Annotated in this window: 13 protein-coding genes and 3 tRNA genes; 5 read left to right on the top strand and 11 right to left on the bottom strand. The window is 67.6% G+C overall.

From position 1 onward, the window contains the following. Positions 1 to 228 precede the first annotated feature (228 nt). A complete protein-coding gene (locus M2421_RS07240; RefSeq protein WP_259205044.1) occupies positions 229 to 2,325 on the top strand; it encodes a TonB-dependent siderophore receptor in 2,097 nt (698 codons plus the stop codon). A 57-nt stretch (positions 2,326 to 2,382) separates the two neighbouring features. Here M2421_RS07240 and M2421_RS07245 read toward each other — a convergent pair whose 3' ends face one another. Next, entirely contained in the window at positions 2,383 to 3,084 is a 702-nt protein-coding gene (locus tag M2421_RS07245) for a pirin family protein (protein ID WP_259204626.1), read from the bottom strand. A 141-nt stretch (positions 3,085 to 3,225) separates the two neighbouring features. Here M2421_RS07245 and M2421_RS07250 point away from each other — a divergent pair, with 141 nt between their 5' ends. Beyond that, positions 3,226 to 4,152, top strand: a complete 927-nt coding sequence (locus M2421_RS07250) for a LysR family transcriptional regulator (protein WP_259204627.1) — start codon at positions 3,226 to 3,228, stop codon at positions 4,150 to 4,152. A gap of 126 nt (positions 4,153 to 4,278) precedes the next feature. Beyond that, complete coding sequence (locus M2421_RS07255) at positions 4,279 to 5,421, top strand: alpha/beta hydrolase (RefSeq protein WP_259204628.1); 1,143 nt, start codon at positions 4,279 to 4,281, stop codon at positions 5,419 to 5,421. Between the two features lie 322 nt (positions 5,422 to 5,743). Here M2421_RS07255 and M2421_RS07260 read toward each other — a convergent pair. The 10 genes from M2421_RS07260 to M2421_RS07305 form a co-directional block, all read right to left on the bottom strand. Continuing rightward, a tRNA-Arg gene (locus M2421_RS07260) sits at positions 5,744 to 5,820 on the bottom strand. Between the two features lie 82 nt (positions 5,821 to 5,902). Continuing rightward, a tRNA-Arg gene (locus M2421_RS07265) sits at positions 5,903 to 5,979 on the bottom strand. 53 nt (positions 5,980 to 6,032) lie between these two features. Further along, a tRNA-Arg gene (locus M2421_RS07270) sits at positions 6,033 to 6,109 on the bottom strand. A gap of 61 nt (positions 6,110 to 6,170) precedes the next feature. After that, positions 6,171 to 7,010 (bottom strand): alpha/beta fold hydrolase, encoded by an 840-nt coding sequence (locus tag M2421_RS07275; protein ID WP_259204629.1) that lies wholly within the window; start codon positions 7,008 to 7,010, stop codon positions 6,171 to 6,173. Further along, positions 7,007 to 7,816, bottom strand: a complete 810-nt coding sequence (gene thiD / locus M2421_RS07280) for a bifunctional hydroxymethylpyrimidine kinase/phosphomethylpyrimidine kinase (RefSeq protein WP_259204632.1) — start codon at positions 7,814 to 7,816, stop codon at positions 7,007 to 7,009. Before thiD ends, M2421_RS07275 begins: the two co-directional genes overlap by 4 nt. Positions 7,817 to 7,850: 34 nt before the next feature. Further along, positions 7,851 to 8,522, bottom strand: coding sequence for a YoaK family protein (locus M2421_RS07285; protein ID WP_259204633.1), 672 nt, complete (start codon positions 8,520 to 8,522; stop codon positions 7,851 to 7,853). Between the two features lie 30 nt (positions 8,523 to 8,552). Then, the gene (locus tag M2421_RS07290) at positions 8,553 to 9,047 is read right to left on the bottom strand and encodes a hypothetical protein (protein ID WP_259205046.1); all 495 of its coding nucleotides are present in this window, start codon (positions 9,045 to 9,047) and stop codon (positions 8,553 to 8,555) included. Between the two features lie 8 nt (positions 9,048 to 9,055). Next, positions 9,056 to 10,453, bottom strand: coding sequence for a PhoH family protein (locus M2421_RS07295; RefSeq protein ID WP_259204636.1), 1,398 nt, complete (start codon positions 10,451 to 10,453; stop codon positions 9,056 to 9,058). Positions 10,454 to 10,535: 82 nt separating this feature from the next. Beyond that, a complete protein-coding gene (locus tag M2421_RS07300; RefSeq protein ID WP_259204638.1) occupies positions 10,536 to 11,015 on the bottom strand; it encodes a peroxiredoxin in 480 nt (159 codons plus the stop codon). 96 nt (positions 11,016 to 11,111) lie between these two features. Next, positions 11,112 to 11,672 carry a glycine cleavage system protein R gene (locus M2421_RS07305; protein ID WP_019183297.1) on the bottom strand — a complete coding sequence of 187 codons (561 nt, stop codon included), beginning with the start codon at positions 11,670 to 11,672 and terminating at the stop codon, positions 11,112 to 11,114. A 163-nt stretch (positions 11,673 to 11,835) separates the two neighbouring features. Between M2421_RS07305 and dapA the strand changes: the two genes are divergently transcribed. Beyond that, entirely contained in the window at positions 11,836 to 12,729 is an 894-nt protein-coding gene (dapA, locus tag M2421_RS07310; protein WP_259204644.1) for a 4-hydroxy-tetrahydrodipicolinate synthase, read from the top strand. Between the two features lie 27 nt (positions 12,730 to 12,756). After that, on the top strand, positions 12,757 to 13,272 hold the full coding sequence (locus tag M2421_RS07315; protein ID WP_259204646.1) for a hypothetical protein: 516 nt from the start codon (positions 12,757 to 12,759) through the stop codon (positions 13,270 to 13,272). The last annotated feature ends 281 nt before the right edge of the window (positions 13,273 to 13,553 follow it).

Raw genomic sequence — 13,553 nt, forward strand, 5'->3', positions numbered from 1 at the left:
TCGCGCGCTCCAGCATCCAGCGATAGCCGGTGCCTTTCGCCGCAGCCGCAGATGCGGCATCATGCGGCCCATCGTTACCTCCAGCCGCCGCCAGAGGATTCCCATCCTGCCTCTGGAGGCGTTGCCGTGTCCGTTGCTCCGTTGCGTGTTGTCCCGACCCTTGCCGGTCGCCGTCCCGTCACCCCGTCGTCCTCCGTCCTGACACTGGCGCTGTCCGCCGCGCTTGGCCTGGCCACGACGCCCGCCAGCGTGCGCGCGGAAGATGCGCCCCCCGCCGACAGTGCGCAGACGTTGCAGACCGTGCAGGTCACCGCCAATCAGCTCGGCACCGTGACGGAAGGCAGTGATTCCTACACGCCCGGCACGATCGCCACCGCGACCCGTCTGGTGCTCAGCCCGCGCCAGACCCCGCAGTCGATCAGCGTGATTACGCGGCAGGAAATGAACGACTTCGCCCTCAACGGCATCGATGACGTCATGAAGGTCACGCCGGGCGTGAGCATCGTCACCTACGACAGCGAGCGCACCGAGTACTACGCGCGCGGCTTCGCGGTGCAGAATTTCCAGTACGACGGCATTCCGATGGCGCGCGATTCGGCGTATTCGGCCGGCAACACGCTCAGCGACATGGCCATCTACGATCGCGTGGAAGTGCTCAAGGGCGCCACCGGCCTGCTCACCGGCATGGGCGACCCGGGCGCGACCATCAACCTGGTGCGCAAGAAGCCCACCCGCGAGCTGGCCGGCAGTGCCACGCTGGGCGTCGGTTCCTGGGACAGCTACCGCGCCGAGGTCGATGTCGGTGGCCCGCTCACCGGGAGCGGGCGCGTGCGCGGCCGCGTCGTGGGCGCCTACCAGGACAAGCATTCCAACGTCGACCACTACCAGCGCAGCAATGAGGTGTTCTACGGCATCCTCGAAGCCGACCTCGGCGAGAGCACGCTGCTGACCGTCGGTGCCGATTACCAGGACAGCGATCCGGAAGGCTCCAGCTGGGGCGGTATTCCCCTGCTGGACAGTGCAGGCAACTTCAACGACATGCCGCGCGCGTTCAACAACGGCGCGCGCTGGAGCCGCTGGGGCCAGTACGCCCGCACCGGCTTCGCCACGCTGGAACACACCTTCGGCAATGACTGGGTCGCCAAGCTGCAGCTCAACCACCAGGTCAACGGCTATGACGCCTCGCTGGGCGCCGCGGCCGGTGGCAACCCGGATCCGGTCACCGGGGAGGGCGTGAGCATGTGGCTGGGCCAGTACATCGGCAAGACCACCAGCAACGCGGCCGATCTGTACGTCAGCGGAAAGTTCGAGTGGTTCGGCCGGCAGCATGAGCTGGTGGTCGGAGGCAGCGTGTCGCGCAAGCGCTGGGTCAACAACGGCTACTCGCCGCAGCCGGGCTACGTGAGTGACGTCGCCGACTACTACGCATGGACTGGCGATGTACCCGAGCCGGATTGGCAGTGGGGCTACGGTGACAACCAGGTCACCCGCGAAAGCGGTGCCTATGTGGTGGGCCGTTTCGACCTGGCCGATCCGCTCAAGCTGATCGTCGGCAGCCGCATCGCCAACTACACATCCCCGGACACCGATGAGAGCGGCGTGGTCGTGCCATACGCCGGCCTGGTGTACGACCTCAACCGCAACTTCTCGGTGTTCGCCAGCTACAGCACCATCTTCAAGCCGCAGGGCAACCAGGACGAGCAGGGCCGGGTGCTGGATCCGCTGGAAGGGCGCAGCTACGAAGCCGGCCTGAAGGCGGAGTTCTACGAGGGTCGCCTCAACGCCAGTGCGGCGGTGTTCCAGCTGGAGCAGGACAACTACGCGCAGCCGACCGGCGGCAGGACGCCGAGTGGCGGGATCGCCTATGAAGGCCTGATGGGCGTGCGCACCAAGGGCTATGAGCTGGAGGTATCGGGCCAGTTGGCGCCAGGTTGGCAGATCCAGGGCGGTTACGCGCACAAGATCGCGCGCCAGCAGTCCACCAAGGTCTCCACGCTGGAGCCGGAAGATCAGTTCAGCGTGCACACCAGCTATCGCCTCACCGGTGCGGCCGACGGCTGGAGCGTCGGCGGCGGCGCGCGCTGGCAGGGCAGCACGTTCGGCACGATCACCAACCCGGCCACCGGCGGAAGCCAGGTCCACCGCACCGAGCCCTACTGGCTGCTCGATGCGATGGCGCGGTACCAGTTCAACGACCAGCTCTCGGCGACGCTCAACGTCAACAACCTGCTGGACAAGCACTACTACACGATCTTCAGCTGGTACAGCACCTACACCTGGGGTGAGCCGCGCAACGTGCGCCTGACCCTGAACTACAGGTTCTGATCCAGGCCACCAACGACACCCCGGGCAACCGGGGTGTCGGCGTCTGCGGCCAGGTGGTTACAGGGCCAGCTCGAACACGATCACTTCCGCGTCGTTGGCGTTTTCCAGCGTCAGCTGCGCCTCGTCGGTGACCTGCAGTGCGTCGCCGGTGTCCAACGTGATGCCGTTGACCTGCAGCTGCCCGCGGGCAACCTGCACATAGGCACCACGGCGCGGGGCCAGCGGCAGGTGGACGCGGTCGTCGCCGTCCAGGATCGTGGCGTAGATGTTCGCGTCCTGGTGGATCAGCAGTGAGCCCTCACGACCATCGCGCGAGGCGATCAGGCGCAGCTGGCCGCGCTTGGTGTCCGGCGCGAAATGCGTTTCCTGGTAGCTCGGGGTGATGTTCTCCTGGTCGGGGAACAGCCAGATCTGCAGGAAGTGCACCGCCTCGTCGGCGGAGTGGTTGAACTCGCTGTGGCTGACCCCGCTGCCCGCGCTCATGCGCTGCACGTCGCCATACCGCAGCACCGAGCCGGTGCCCATCGAATCCTTGTGCTCCAGCGCCCCGCCCAGCACGTAGGAGATGATCTCCATGTTGCTGTGGCTGTGCGTGCCGAAGCCCTGGCCACCCTGGACGCGGTCTTCATTGATCACCCGCAGCGGGCCGAAGCTGGTGTAGCGCGGGTCGTAGTAGTTGGCGAAGGAGAAGGTGTGCATGGAGTTCAGCCAGCCATGGTCGGCCTTGCCACGGGTGTTGCTCTTGCGGATCTGCAGCATGGTGAATCTCCTCGGTGTTCGACGGTTTCGATGGTGGTTCAGGGCGGCGGGTGCCGGTCCCTTTCCTGTTGCGGCCAGTATCCGCTTGCTCCGGCGCGTTGAAAAACGGATAGTTTCGCAAGCCATCATCGAAAAATTCGAATGCTCAAGCTCAGTCTAGACGCCCTGCAGATCCTGGACGCCATCGACCGCCGCGGCTCGTTCGCCGCCGCCGGCAAGGCCCTGCACAAGGTGCCCTCGACCATCTCCTATACCGTCTCCAAGCTGGAGGAGGACCTGGGCGTACAGCTGTTCGACCGGGTGGGCCCGCGCGCGCACCTGACCCCGGCGGGCGAGGCACTGCTGGAGGAGGGGCGCCATCTGCTGCGGGCGGCGCGGGAGCTGGAGATGCGCGTGCGGCGGGTGGCGTCCGGCTGGGAGGCCGAGCTGACGGTGGCGGTCGACTCGATGTTCGTGCCGGCGCTGCTGGCCGAGGACGTGCGTGCCTTCAACGCGGTGGCCGAACAGACCCGGATGCGGCTGATCAGTGAATCGCTGTCGGGCACCTGGGAAGCGCTGCTGGACCGACGTGCGGATCTGCTGGTCGGTGCGGCGGGTGAGGGGCCCAGTGGCGGGGGCTATGTCGTCGAGCCGATGGGCGTGGTGCAGTTCGTGTTCGCCGTGTCGCCCTCCCATCCATTGGCGGCTGCGCCCGAGCCGCTGGGCCGTGAGCAGCTGGCCGCCCACTGCGCGATCGCCGTGGCCGATTCGGCACGGCGGCTGCTGCCGCGCACGGTCGGGCTGCTGATGGGGCAGGAGACGGTCACCGTGCCGGACATGGTCAGCAAATTCCGTTTGCAGTGCGCCGGGCTGGGCTTCGGCTTCCTGCCCGAGCCATACGTCCGGCAGGCGGTTCGGGATGGCAGGCTGGTGATCAAACAGGTGGAGGAGCCCAAGCCGGACGAGACGTTCTGGCTGGCCTGGCGCACCGGCGAGGAGGGGGCCGCGCTGACGTGGTGGCGCGAGCGCATGCAGCGGCCGGCGGTGTTGGCAGGCTGGTGGCCGACCATGGAGGGCTGGCTGGGCTGAGCCACCGCAGCGGGAGGTGGCTGAATGCCTCCTGCGCTGTCATTGAATGGTCATCCGGATGCGATAGAGCGCCGCCGGCACCATCGGTAACCTGTCGGACTCGTCTGGTTTTTCGCCCCTATCCCCATGAAGCGCTTGCTGCTGTTGCTGCTGGCCGGGGCCGGCCTGTGGCTGGCTGCCTGCTCCTCCCTGACCTCCACCGCTGCCTCCACCTCGCTGAGCGATCGGCTGATCGCGCCCGGTGGCGTGTCCACGCTGCTGGACATGCCGCGCATCGCCGAAGCGGTGGACAGCGTCCCCAACCGCCATGGTCGGGTCACCGGCCGCGCCGGCGTGCCGATCTTCTGGCGTGCGTTCGATCCCGGTCAGTACGGGGTGCGGTATGAGTATCTGCCCCAGCAGCACGACAACGGCGAGCCGCTGCGTACCGGCATGGCGTTGGACCTGCCGCACCCGTTCCAGCCGCAGGCGCCGCGCGGCACGGTGGTGCTGCTGCACGGCTGGATGATGAACGGTGATGCGATGCTGCCGTGGTCGCTGCAGTTGGCGCAGTCCGGCTACCGGGTGGTCACCATCGACCTGCGCAACCATGGCCGTTCCGGTGCGGGCCCGTCCGGTTACGGGACCTTCGAATCGGATGACGTGGTCGATGTCATCGCCGCGCTGAAGGCGCGCGGGGAGGTGGTCGGGCCGCTGTATCTGTTCGGCGTCTCCTACGGTGCGGCCACCGCGCTGTTCACCGCCGACAAGCTCGGCGACCAGGTTGCCGGCGTGGTGGCGATGGAGTCATTCGCCAATGCCGGTGATGCGATCCGCAGCATGATCCCGCACCTCATGTCGCTGCAGCCGACCGCCTGGAAGGCGCAGGCGATGGCTGCCTACGGCCGCTGGCGCTACGGCGGCCAGGACATCAACCAGGTCATCGTGGCTGCCAGCCAGCGGCTGGACCTGGACCTGGATCGTGTCGATGTGACGCGCGCGCTGGCCGACACGCGCGCCTGCGTGCTGCTGCTGCATGGCCAGGACGACCAGCATGTGCAGGTGAGCCAGGGGCGACGGCTGGCGGCGGCGAGTCCGCGGGTGCATTACATCGAGATGCGCGGCGAAGACCACATCACCCTGCCGTTGCGGGTGGATTTGCTGGGCGGGGTGGTCGACGACTGGCTCGCGCAGGAAGCGCGTGCCGGCGCGCGGTGCGCGGCGCCGGAGATCCCGCGCGAGGCAGACCGGATGGCGATGGCGCAGGTGGCGGCCACGCCGCGCGGGTGATGCGCCGTTCCGTCGTCGGGTAGTGCCGGCCGTTGGCCCGCTCCGGGCACACTGCCCCGCATGCATCGAGCGGTGTCTTCGCTCCGGGTGTGTCGCGAGTGTTTGGGCCCCGTACCGGCCACTGCGGGGCTCGGCTTGCGGTACGCATGCCGAAGCCAGGCTCTTCCTGTGTCAGCAGGTGGGTCGGGCCCGGCGCCCGGCCCACCGGCTCGCCAAACGGCCGCGCGGGAAAAGATCCAAGGCGCGCTTCGTGCTTGCCCCGCATGGGAGCGAAGAAGCAAAAAAAAACAGCAGCCGATGGCTGCCGTCTTCGTCGATGCAATGGTGCGCCCGGAGAGATTCGAACTCCCGACCGCCTGGTTCGTAGCCAGGTACTCTATCCAACTGAGCTACGGGCGCATTTGCATTGTCTGGTTGTATTTCCCGTCGGTGTGTCGCCACATTCGACAAGAGGGCAGGGCAGGCCTGCCGCGCGATGTAATGGTGCGCCCGGAGAGATTCGAACTCCCGACCGCCTGGTTCGTAGCCAGGTACTCTATCCAACTGAGCTACGGGCGCATTTACATCACGTTGTACTGCTGATGCCGGCGGCGGAGCCGGCAACCTGTTGATGGTGCGCCCGGAGAGATTCGAACTCCCGACCGCCTGGTTCGTAGCCAGGTACTCTATCCAACTGAGCTACGGGCGCGTCAACAGGAGCGGAATTATGCGGATGCAGGCCGCATTCGTCAACGCTTTTGTGAAGGTCTTCATTCCAATGAATGAAACAGCAGCGCGGCCACGGCCTGCGGGGCGGTCATCCAGGCGAAGTGATCCGCACGCACGCCAAGCGCGGCGGGCGACACCACGCTGAGCGTGGCGGTCGTCTGCGGCATCTTGGCCAGCAGGCCGTGCATGGAGGTGGCCGGTGCCAGCCAGTCCTGTTCCATCACCACGGCGGTGGCGCGCGCACACACCCCACGCAGCCCGGCTTCAAGATCCTCGCCAATGCCCGCGCCGGCATAGCGGTTGTTCAGCCCCACCTTGGCCCAGTCGGTGATCAGGCCGCGCGCCTCGGTGCCGCCGAAGCCGAGCCGACGACCGGGCAGCACGCCCTGGCGGTGTGCCAGCCACGGCAGGAACCGGTAGATCAGCGGCAGGGTCCAGCCGCGCGGGGCCGGGAAGGTGCGCCAGTAGGGCGTGCCACTGGCGACCAGCCACAGGCGTTGGAAAACACCGGGATGCTGCCCGGCGAAACAGCAGGCCAGCTGTCCGCCGAGGCTGTGACCGCCAATGACGCCTTGGGTGGGGGCGCCCGCAGCGAGCTGGGCCAGGCTGGCGGGCAGGTCGAGCGTGAGCAGCTCGCGATAGCCCCAATCCTGCGTGCGTGAGGGGCGCAGGCTGCTGCTGCCGTTGCCGCGCCACTCGTGCAGGTACACCGCCACGCCATGTGCGGCCAAGGCATCGGCCAGCGGCAGGTAATGGCGCGCGGCCACGCCCAGCGCGGGCAACCACAACAGGTGTGCGCGCGGCTGCGCGGGTACCCGGGCGAGCAGTTCGAAACGGTGGCCGTCGGCGGCGGTGATCGGTACGGCGAGCGCGTCGATCATGCCGGTCGCGCTGCGCCGAAGTGGTCGATTACCACGACCTCGCTGCGGCCCGGGTAGTAGCCGCCCTGCAGGCCGCGCGCGACGTAGTCGATCGCCGCCTCGCAGGCATTGGGCAGCGACAGGCCCTGGCACAGCTGCGCGGCGATGGCCGAGGCCAGCGTGCAACCGGTGCCATGTGCATCGACCGGCAAGCGCGCATGGATGAACTCTTCGTGGCTGACACCATCGAAATAGCGGTCGATCACGCGCGGGCCTTCATGCAGGTGGCCGCCCTTGAGCAGCACCGCGCCAGCGCCAAGGTCGAGCAGCGCGGCGGCGGCGTTCTCGGCATCGTCGGCGCTGCTGATCGTGCGCCCGAGCAGCAGCTCGGCTTCGGGAATGTTCGGGGTCAGCAGCGTGGCCAGCGGCAGCAGTCGCTCACGCATGGCCCGCAGCGCGCTCTCCTCCAGCAGCCTGGCGCCGCTGGTGGCGACCATGACCGGGTCGAGCACGACGTGGGTGGGGCGATGGCGCTCCAGCGCGCTGGCAACGAGCTCGATCACCTCCGCATTGGCGAGCATGCCCAGCTTCACCGCATGGATGTCGAAGTCGGCGAAGCAGGCCTCGATCTGCGCGTGCAGGAAGTCCAGCGGCGGCACGTGCACGGCGGTCACCCCCCGCGTGTTCTGCGCGGTCAGGGCGGCAATCGCGGACAGGCCATGGACGCGGTGCGCGGCGAAGGCCTTGAGGTCGGCCTGGATGCCGGCACCGCCGCCGGAATCGGAACCGGCGATGGTCAGGGCGGAAACAGGGGCGGGCGGGGTCATGCGCTGATTGTGCAATGTTTGCCGCGGCATTGCTTCAGGGCCGGCGCAGCAGCACCCATTGCCGGTACAGCACGTAGCCCAGGCCGGTGCAGCCGGTCAGCAGCGCCGGGGCGAGCAGGGCGTCGTAGCCGAAGCGGAGGAACAACGCTGCGCCGATCACGCCGCCGGCGAGGAAGCCGCTGACGATCAACCCGCTCAGGGTGAGGCGCCGGATCGGCAGGGGCAGGCCACGCAGCAGGTGGCCCAGGCCGATGCCCAGGTCGGTGAACATGCCGCTGAGGTGGGTGGTGCGCACCACCGCGCCGCTGAAGGTGGTGGCCATGGCGTTCTGCAGGCCGCAGGCCATGGCGGCGGCCAATGCGCCCCAGATCTGCTGCTGCTTGAACAGGGGAATGGCCGCCAGCAGCAACAGCGATTCCAAAGTGAGGACCACGCCGTAGCGCCGGCCCAGCTGCAGCGCGCTGTCCTGGATGATCATGCCGCTGAGCATCGCGCCCAGGCAGAACGCGATGAGCAGGCCCCACAGGTGCCCGACCACGCGCCAGTCGCCCTGCGCCAGCGCCATGCCGAGCTGGCTGGTGGTGCCGGTCATGTGGCTGACCGCCTGGTGTTCGAACCCCAGGAAGCCGACCACGTTGACCATGCCGGCCACGCACGACAACGCGACCGCGCCGATCCAGACCCAGGTGGGCAGCCGGATGCTCATCGAGCCTGGATGGGCGTGGCCACGGCAGGCTCAGGGGGTGTCGAGCGCGCCGTTGAAGCGGACGTCGGTGAACTGCGCGCTGGCCGGATCGAATACGGCGCCCCAGAACTGGCGGCCCCCGTCGCAGACCCGGATCGCCTCGCGCGCCGGATCGATGTCGGCATCGTCGGGCAGGTGGAAGGCATTGAGGTAGATCAGCTTGCGTCCGTTCATTTCGATGCCGACGTACTGGCGATCGAAATCAACGGCCTTGGGCACCTGTGCCTCCAGGGTAGGCAGGGCTGCCTCCAGCTGTTCGACCTCCTTGCGGCTGGGCGCCCAGTAGCCGGTGACCCGCCCGGCCTCGCGGCCGGGACTGTCGCGCGAGCAGGTATCGAGCACCTGGGCGGCGACGATCGGTCGCGTCACCACCCAGGACTGGCCGGTCTTGACCGCGGTCGGGACGCTGGCGCCCGGCCGCGTGTTGGCGGGCGTGCACGCGGCCACCAGCGCGGCAAGCGCCAGCGGCAGGACGGCACGGGACAGGGACTGGTTCACAACACCTCCGAAGCGTAGTCGGCCAAGCGCGAACGCTCGCCACGGCGCAGCGTGACATGGGCGCTGTGCGGCCAGTTCTTGAAGCGGTCCACCGCGTAGGTCAGGCCCGAGGTGGTCTCGGTCAGGTACGGGGTGTCGATCTGTTCGACGTTGCCCAGGCAGACGATCTTGGTGCCGGGGCCGGCACGGGTGATCAGGGTCTTCATCTGCTTGGGGGTGAGGTTCTGTGCTTCGTCCAGGATCAGGTAACGCGACAGGAAGGTACGCCCGCGCATGAAATTGAGCGAACGGATCTTGATCCGGCTGGCGATCAGGTCGTTGGTTGCCGCACGGCCCCACGCGCCGCCTTCCTGGGTGTGGGTGAGCACTTCCAGGTTGTCGGTGAGCGCGCCCATCCACGGGGTCATCTTCTCTTCCTCGGTGCCGGGCAGGAAGCCGATGTCCTCGCCGACGCTGACCGTGGCGCGGGTCATGATGATCTCGCGGTAGCGCTGCTGGTCCATGGTCTGGGCCAGGCCGGCGGCCAGTGCCAGCAGGGTCTTGCCGGTACCGGCGGTGCCGAGCAGGGTGACGAAATCGATCTCCGGGTCCATCAGTGCGTTGAGCGCGAAATTCTGCTCGCGGTTGCGCGCGCTGATCCCCCACACCGCATGGCTGCCATGGCGGAAATCATTGACCAGCGACAGGGTGACCTTGTCGCCGTCGACCTTGGCCACGCGCAGTTCGACTTCATCGTCGCCGGGCAGGTAGGCGTACTGGTTGGGATGCCAGCTCTCGTCTTCGCTGGCGATGATCTCGTAACTGGTGCGGCCCTTGTCGCTCCAGCTGCGCAGGCTGTCGGTGTGCTTCTTCCAGAAGTCTTCAGGCAGCTCGGTGGCGCCGGTGTAGAGCAGGCTGAAATCGTCGAGCGCGCGGTCGTTTTCGTAATCCTCGGACACGATGCCGGCGATCGCCGCCTTGATCCGCAGGTTGATGTCCTTGGAGACGAACACCACCGGGATCTCGGGGATCTGCTCCTTCAGCGCCAGGATCGCGCCGAGGATGGCGTTGTCCGGGATGACCGCGCCGAAACTCTTGCCCGCGTCGAAGTGGCTGGTCTGGAAGCGCAGCAGGCCCACGCTCTGCTTGCCGCGCAGCTGCAGGCCGTTGGGGCGCTGCAGCGGGATGCCATCGGCCAGGTTGTCCAGGCCCGACGCCTGTACCAGCTCGTTGAGGAAACGGCTGACCTGGCGTGCGTTGCGGCTCGCTTCGGTGGTGCCCTTCTTGCCGTTGTCCAGCTCTTCGATCACCTGCATCGGCAGGTAGACATCATGCTCCTCGAACTTGAACAGCGCGGTCGGATCGTGCATGAGCACGTTGGTATCCAGAACGTAGATGCGCTTGCCTCGGGTCATCGTCATTTCCTGGTGGCAGAACAGGGACAAGCCATCACGACCTGCGGGGCAGGGTGATGGCCATTGGGGGGTGCCGGGTTGGTCACTGGGTTTTCGCGGCCTTCAGGGCGTCAAGCACGGTATCCGCGTGGCCGGCCACCTTGACCTTGCGCCACGCCTGCACGATACGACTGTCGGGCGAGATCAGGAAGGTGCTGCGTTCGATGCCACGCACCTGCTTGCCGTACATGTTCTTCAGCTTGATCACATCGAAGGCGGTGCACAGCGCTTCGTCGCCATCGCTGATCAGCGGGAAGGCGAAGCCCTGCTTGGCGCAGAAGGTGTCGTGGGATTTGACCGAATCGCGGGAGACGCCGAACACGCGGGCGCCGGCCTGGGTGAACTGCGGGAGCAGGGCGTTGAAGTCGATGCCTTCGGTCGTGCAGCCGGGCGTGCTGTCCTTGGGATAGAAGTACAGGACAAGCCATTGGCCGGCGAGCGTGCCGAGGGTGGTGGTGTCACCGCCGGACAGTGCCAGCGGGAGATCGAGGGTGGATCTGTCCAGGGTGTCGCCGATGTTCATGAGGTCCTTTTTCCGGAGCCTGGGGCAAAGCTGTTACAGCGGTGCGTCACTGCACTTGCATGAAACATCGCGCGCCCGTGACGAACGCGCGAAAGATCAGAACTTCATCGGATCCATGATGGCGTCCAGGTTCAGGTGGTCGCAGAACTCAAGGAAATCGTCGCGCAGCGCCGCGATATGCATGTTGGCCGGCACGCCGATCGTGACCTGCGCGGAGAACATTTCCGCACCGGTCTGCATCGCGCGATAGCGGGTGCTCTGCAGGTTCTCGATGGTGATGCCCTGGCGGTCGAAGAAATCGGCCAGCTGGAACAGGATCCCCGGCTTGTCGGCGGCGATCACTTCCACGATGTAGGGCAGCAGGTTGGACTGCGCCTGCTTGGCGCCGGTGCGGTACCACACCAGCTTCAGGCCCTCTTCGCGCTCGAGGCGGGTGAGCATGGCTTCCAGCTTGGCCACCGAATCCCACGAGCCGGTGGCCAGTGCCGTCACCGAGACATCGCGGCCGACGGTGGCCAGGCGGGCATCGACCAGGTTGCAGCCGCTGTCGGCGATACGCCGGGTGACGGGCAGCAGGGGGGACTCCGGATGCGTCGTGTAGGCGTTGATCAGGAGATGGTTTTCGGTCGGCGCAGGCCGCGGCGTGGTGTCGGTCAAGGTGGTTCCGGGTGATACAAGGTGAGTCTGAACGGCCGACGACGGCACGTTCGCCGGAGTCCAGCATACTTGCCCGTGCTTTCGACCCGCAAGTAACATGCAACCTGCATCCGGCCGGCGTTTACGCCCACCGGGTGCCCCCTTTCTTCCGAGCAACGTTTCCTTGTCCCTTTCCGGTCTCATCACCGCGCTGGCCACGCCTTTCCAGGCCGATGGCGCATTGGATCCCGACGGTTGGCAGCGCCTGCTGCACCTGCAACTGGAGGGTGGTGTTCACGGGGTGGTGGTGGCCGGTTCGACCGGCGAGGCCGCGACCTTGTCCGACGACGAGTACGACCAGCTGCTGCGCAGCGCGGTGAAAACCGTGGCCGGACGCGTGCCGGTGCTGGCCGGGACCGGCCTGTCGGGCACGGCGAAAACCATCGAGCAGACCCGCCGCGCGGCCGCCAGTGGCGCGACCCATGCACTGGTGGTGACCCCGCCGTATGTCCGCCCGACCCAGGCAGGCCTGATCGCGCACTACCGCGCGGTGGCCGACCAGGGCGGCCTGCCGGTCATCCTGTACAACGTGCCCGGCCGTACCGGCTGCGACATGCTGCCGGAGACCGTGGCCGCGCTGGCCGCCCATCCGAACATCGTGGGCATCAAGGAAGCGGTGGGCGATGTCGGTCGCGTGCAGGCGTTGCTGGCGCTGCGTTCGGCGGACTTTGCCATCCTCAGTGGCGATGACGGCACCGCGGCGCGCTCGATCCTGTCCGGCGTCGACGGCCTGATTTCGGTCGGCTCCAACGCCCTGCCGGGCGCATACCGGCGCATGTGCGCGCTGGCCGCGGCCGGCGAGCGCGACGCCGCCGAGGCCTGGGATGCCCGCCTGGAACCGTTCCATGCATTCTGCGGGGTGGAGCCCAACCCGATCCCGGTCAAGGACCTGCTGCGCCGGATCGGCATCGGCCACGGCCTGCGCCTGCCGCTGCTGTCCCTTTCCGCGGCCCACCATGCCGCTGCCGAACACCTGGCCACCGACATCGGTGCGCTGGAAGCACTATCCAACCACTGATCGACAGTGGTCACCCAGGAGATTCACATGCGTCAATCCGTTTCCGCCCTCCGCGTGCTGTCCTTCGCGATTCTGGCCACCGCCACCCTGGTGGGCACCACCGGCTGCTTCAAGCGTGGCGCCAAGGGCGACTATGCGCTGGCCCCGGAAATGCGTCCGCTGGAAGTCCCGCCGGATCTGAACGTGCCCGGCAGCAGCGCGGCCGCCCAGGTCCCCGCGCTGGCCTCGCAGGCCCGCCCCGCGGCACCGGCGGCTGCTGCGTCGCAGGCCAACGCGGCCGGCTTCACCGTGCCGGGCAGCAAGGACGAGGTGTTCGGCAAGGTCGGCACCGCGCTGGAAGGCGTGGCCGGCGTGAAGATCGCCAGCAAGGCCCAGCTGCTGGGCTCCTACGACGTGGCCTATGAAGGCAGCGATTTCCTGGTCCGCGTCGTCGGCGTGGAAGCGGGCGCCTACGTCTCGGCGGTCGATCCGCGTGGCCTGCCGGCCACCGGCGCCGCCCCGACCAAGCTGCTGGCCGAGCTGAAGGCGAAGCTGGCGCCGTAAGAGGGCATGCGGACCTGGTTGTTGTCCGGGTCCGCAGCCGCGATCCGGGGTGCGGCGCGCCGCGATCGGGCCCCCTGGTAGAGCCGAGCCATGCTCGGCTGCTTCAGGATCGGCCACCCGAGCGGATTGGGGCAGCCGAGCATGGCTCGGCTCTACCGATTGGGGCAGCCGAGCATGGCTCGGCTCTACCGACTGGGGTAGCCGAGCATGGCTCGGCTCTACCGACTGGGGTGGCCGAGCATGGCTTGGCGCTACCGGATCGGGATAGCCGAGCGTGGTTC

The organism is Stenotrophomonas sp. BIGb0135, from assembly GCF_024810105.1.
Lineage (GTDB): Bacteria > Pseudomonadota > Gammaproteobacteria > Xanthomonadales > Xanthomonadaceae > Stenotrophomonas > Stenotrophomonas maltophilia_AB.

What these genes read in the sequence shown, in the direction of transcription:
- M2421_RS07245 (WP_259204626.1), bottom strand. Translation starts at nt 3,084, where the DNA reads ATGCTGCAGATCCGCAAGAGCAACACCCGTGGCAAGGCCGACCATGGC.
- M2421_RS07250 (WP_259204627.1), top strand. Translation starts at nt 3,226, where the DNA reads ATGCTCAAGCTCAGTCTAGACGCCCTGCAGATCCTGGACGCCATCGAC.
- M2421_RS07255 (WP_259204628.1), top strand. Translation starts at nt 4,279, where the DNA reads ATGAAGCGCTTGCTGCTGTTGCTGCTGGCCGGGGCCGGCCTGTGGCTG.
- M2421_RS07275 (WP_259204629.1), bottom strand. Translation starts at nt 7,010, where the DNA reads ATGATCGACGCGCTCGCCGTACCGATCACCGCCGCCGACGGCCACCGT.
- thiD (WP_259204632.1), bottom strand. Translation starts at nt 7,816, where the DNA reads ATGACCCCGCCCGCCCCTGTTTCCGCCCTGACCATCGCCGGTTCCGAT.
- M2421_RS07285 (WP_259204633.1), bottom strand. Translation starts at nt 8,522, where the DNA reads ATGAGCATCCGGCTGCCCACCTGGGTCTGGATCGGCGCGGTCGCGTTG.
- M2421_RS07295 (WP_259204636.1), bottom strand. Translation starts at nt 10,453, where the DNA reads ATGACCCGAGGCAAGCGCATCTACGTTCTGGATACCAACGTGCTCATG.
- M2421_RS07300 (WP_259204638.1), bottom strand. Translation starts at nt 11,015, where the DNA reads ATGAACATCGGCGACACCCTGGACAGATCCACCCTCGATCTCCCGCTG.
- M2421_RS07315 (WP_259204646.1), top strand. Translation starts at nt 12,757, where the DNA reads ATGCGTCAATCCGTTTCCGCCCTCCGCGTGCTGTCCTTCGCGATTCTG.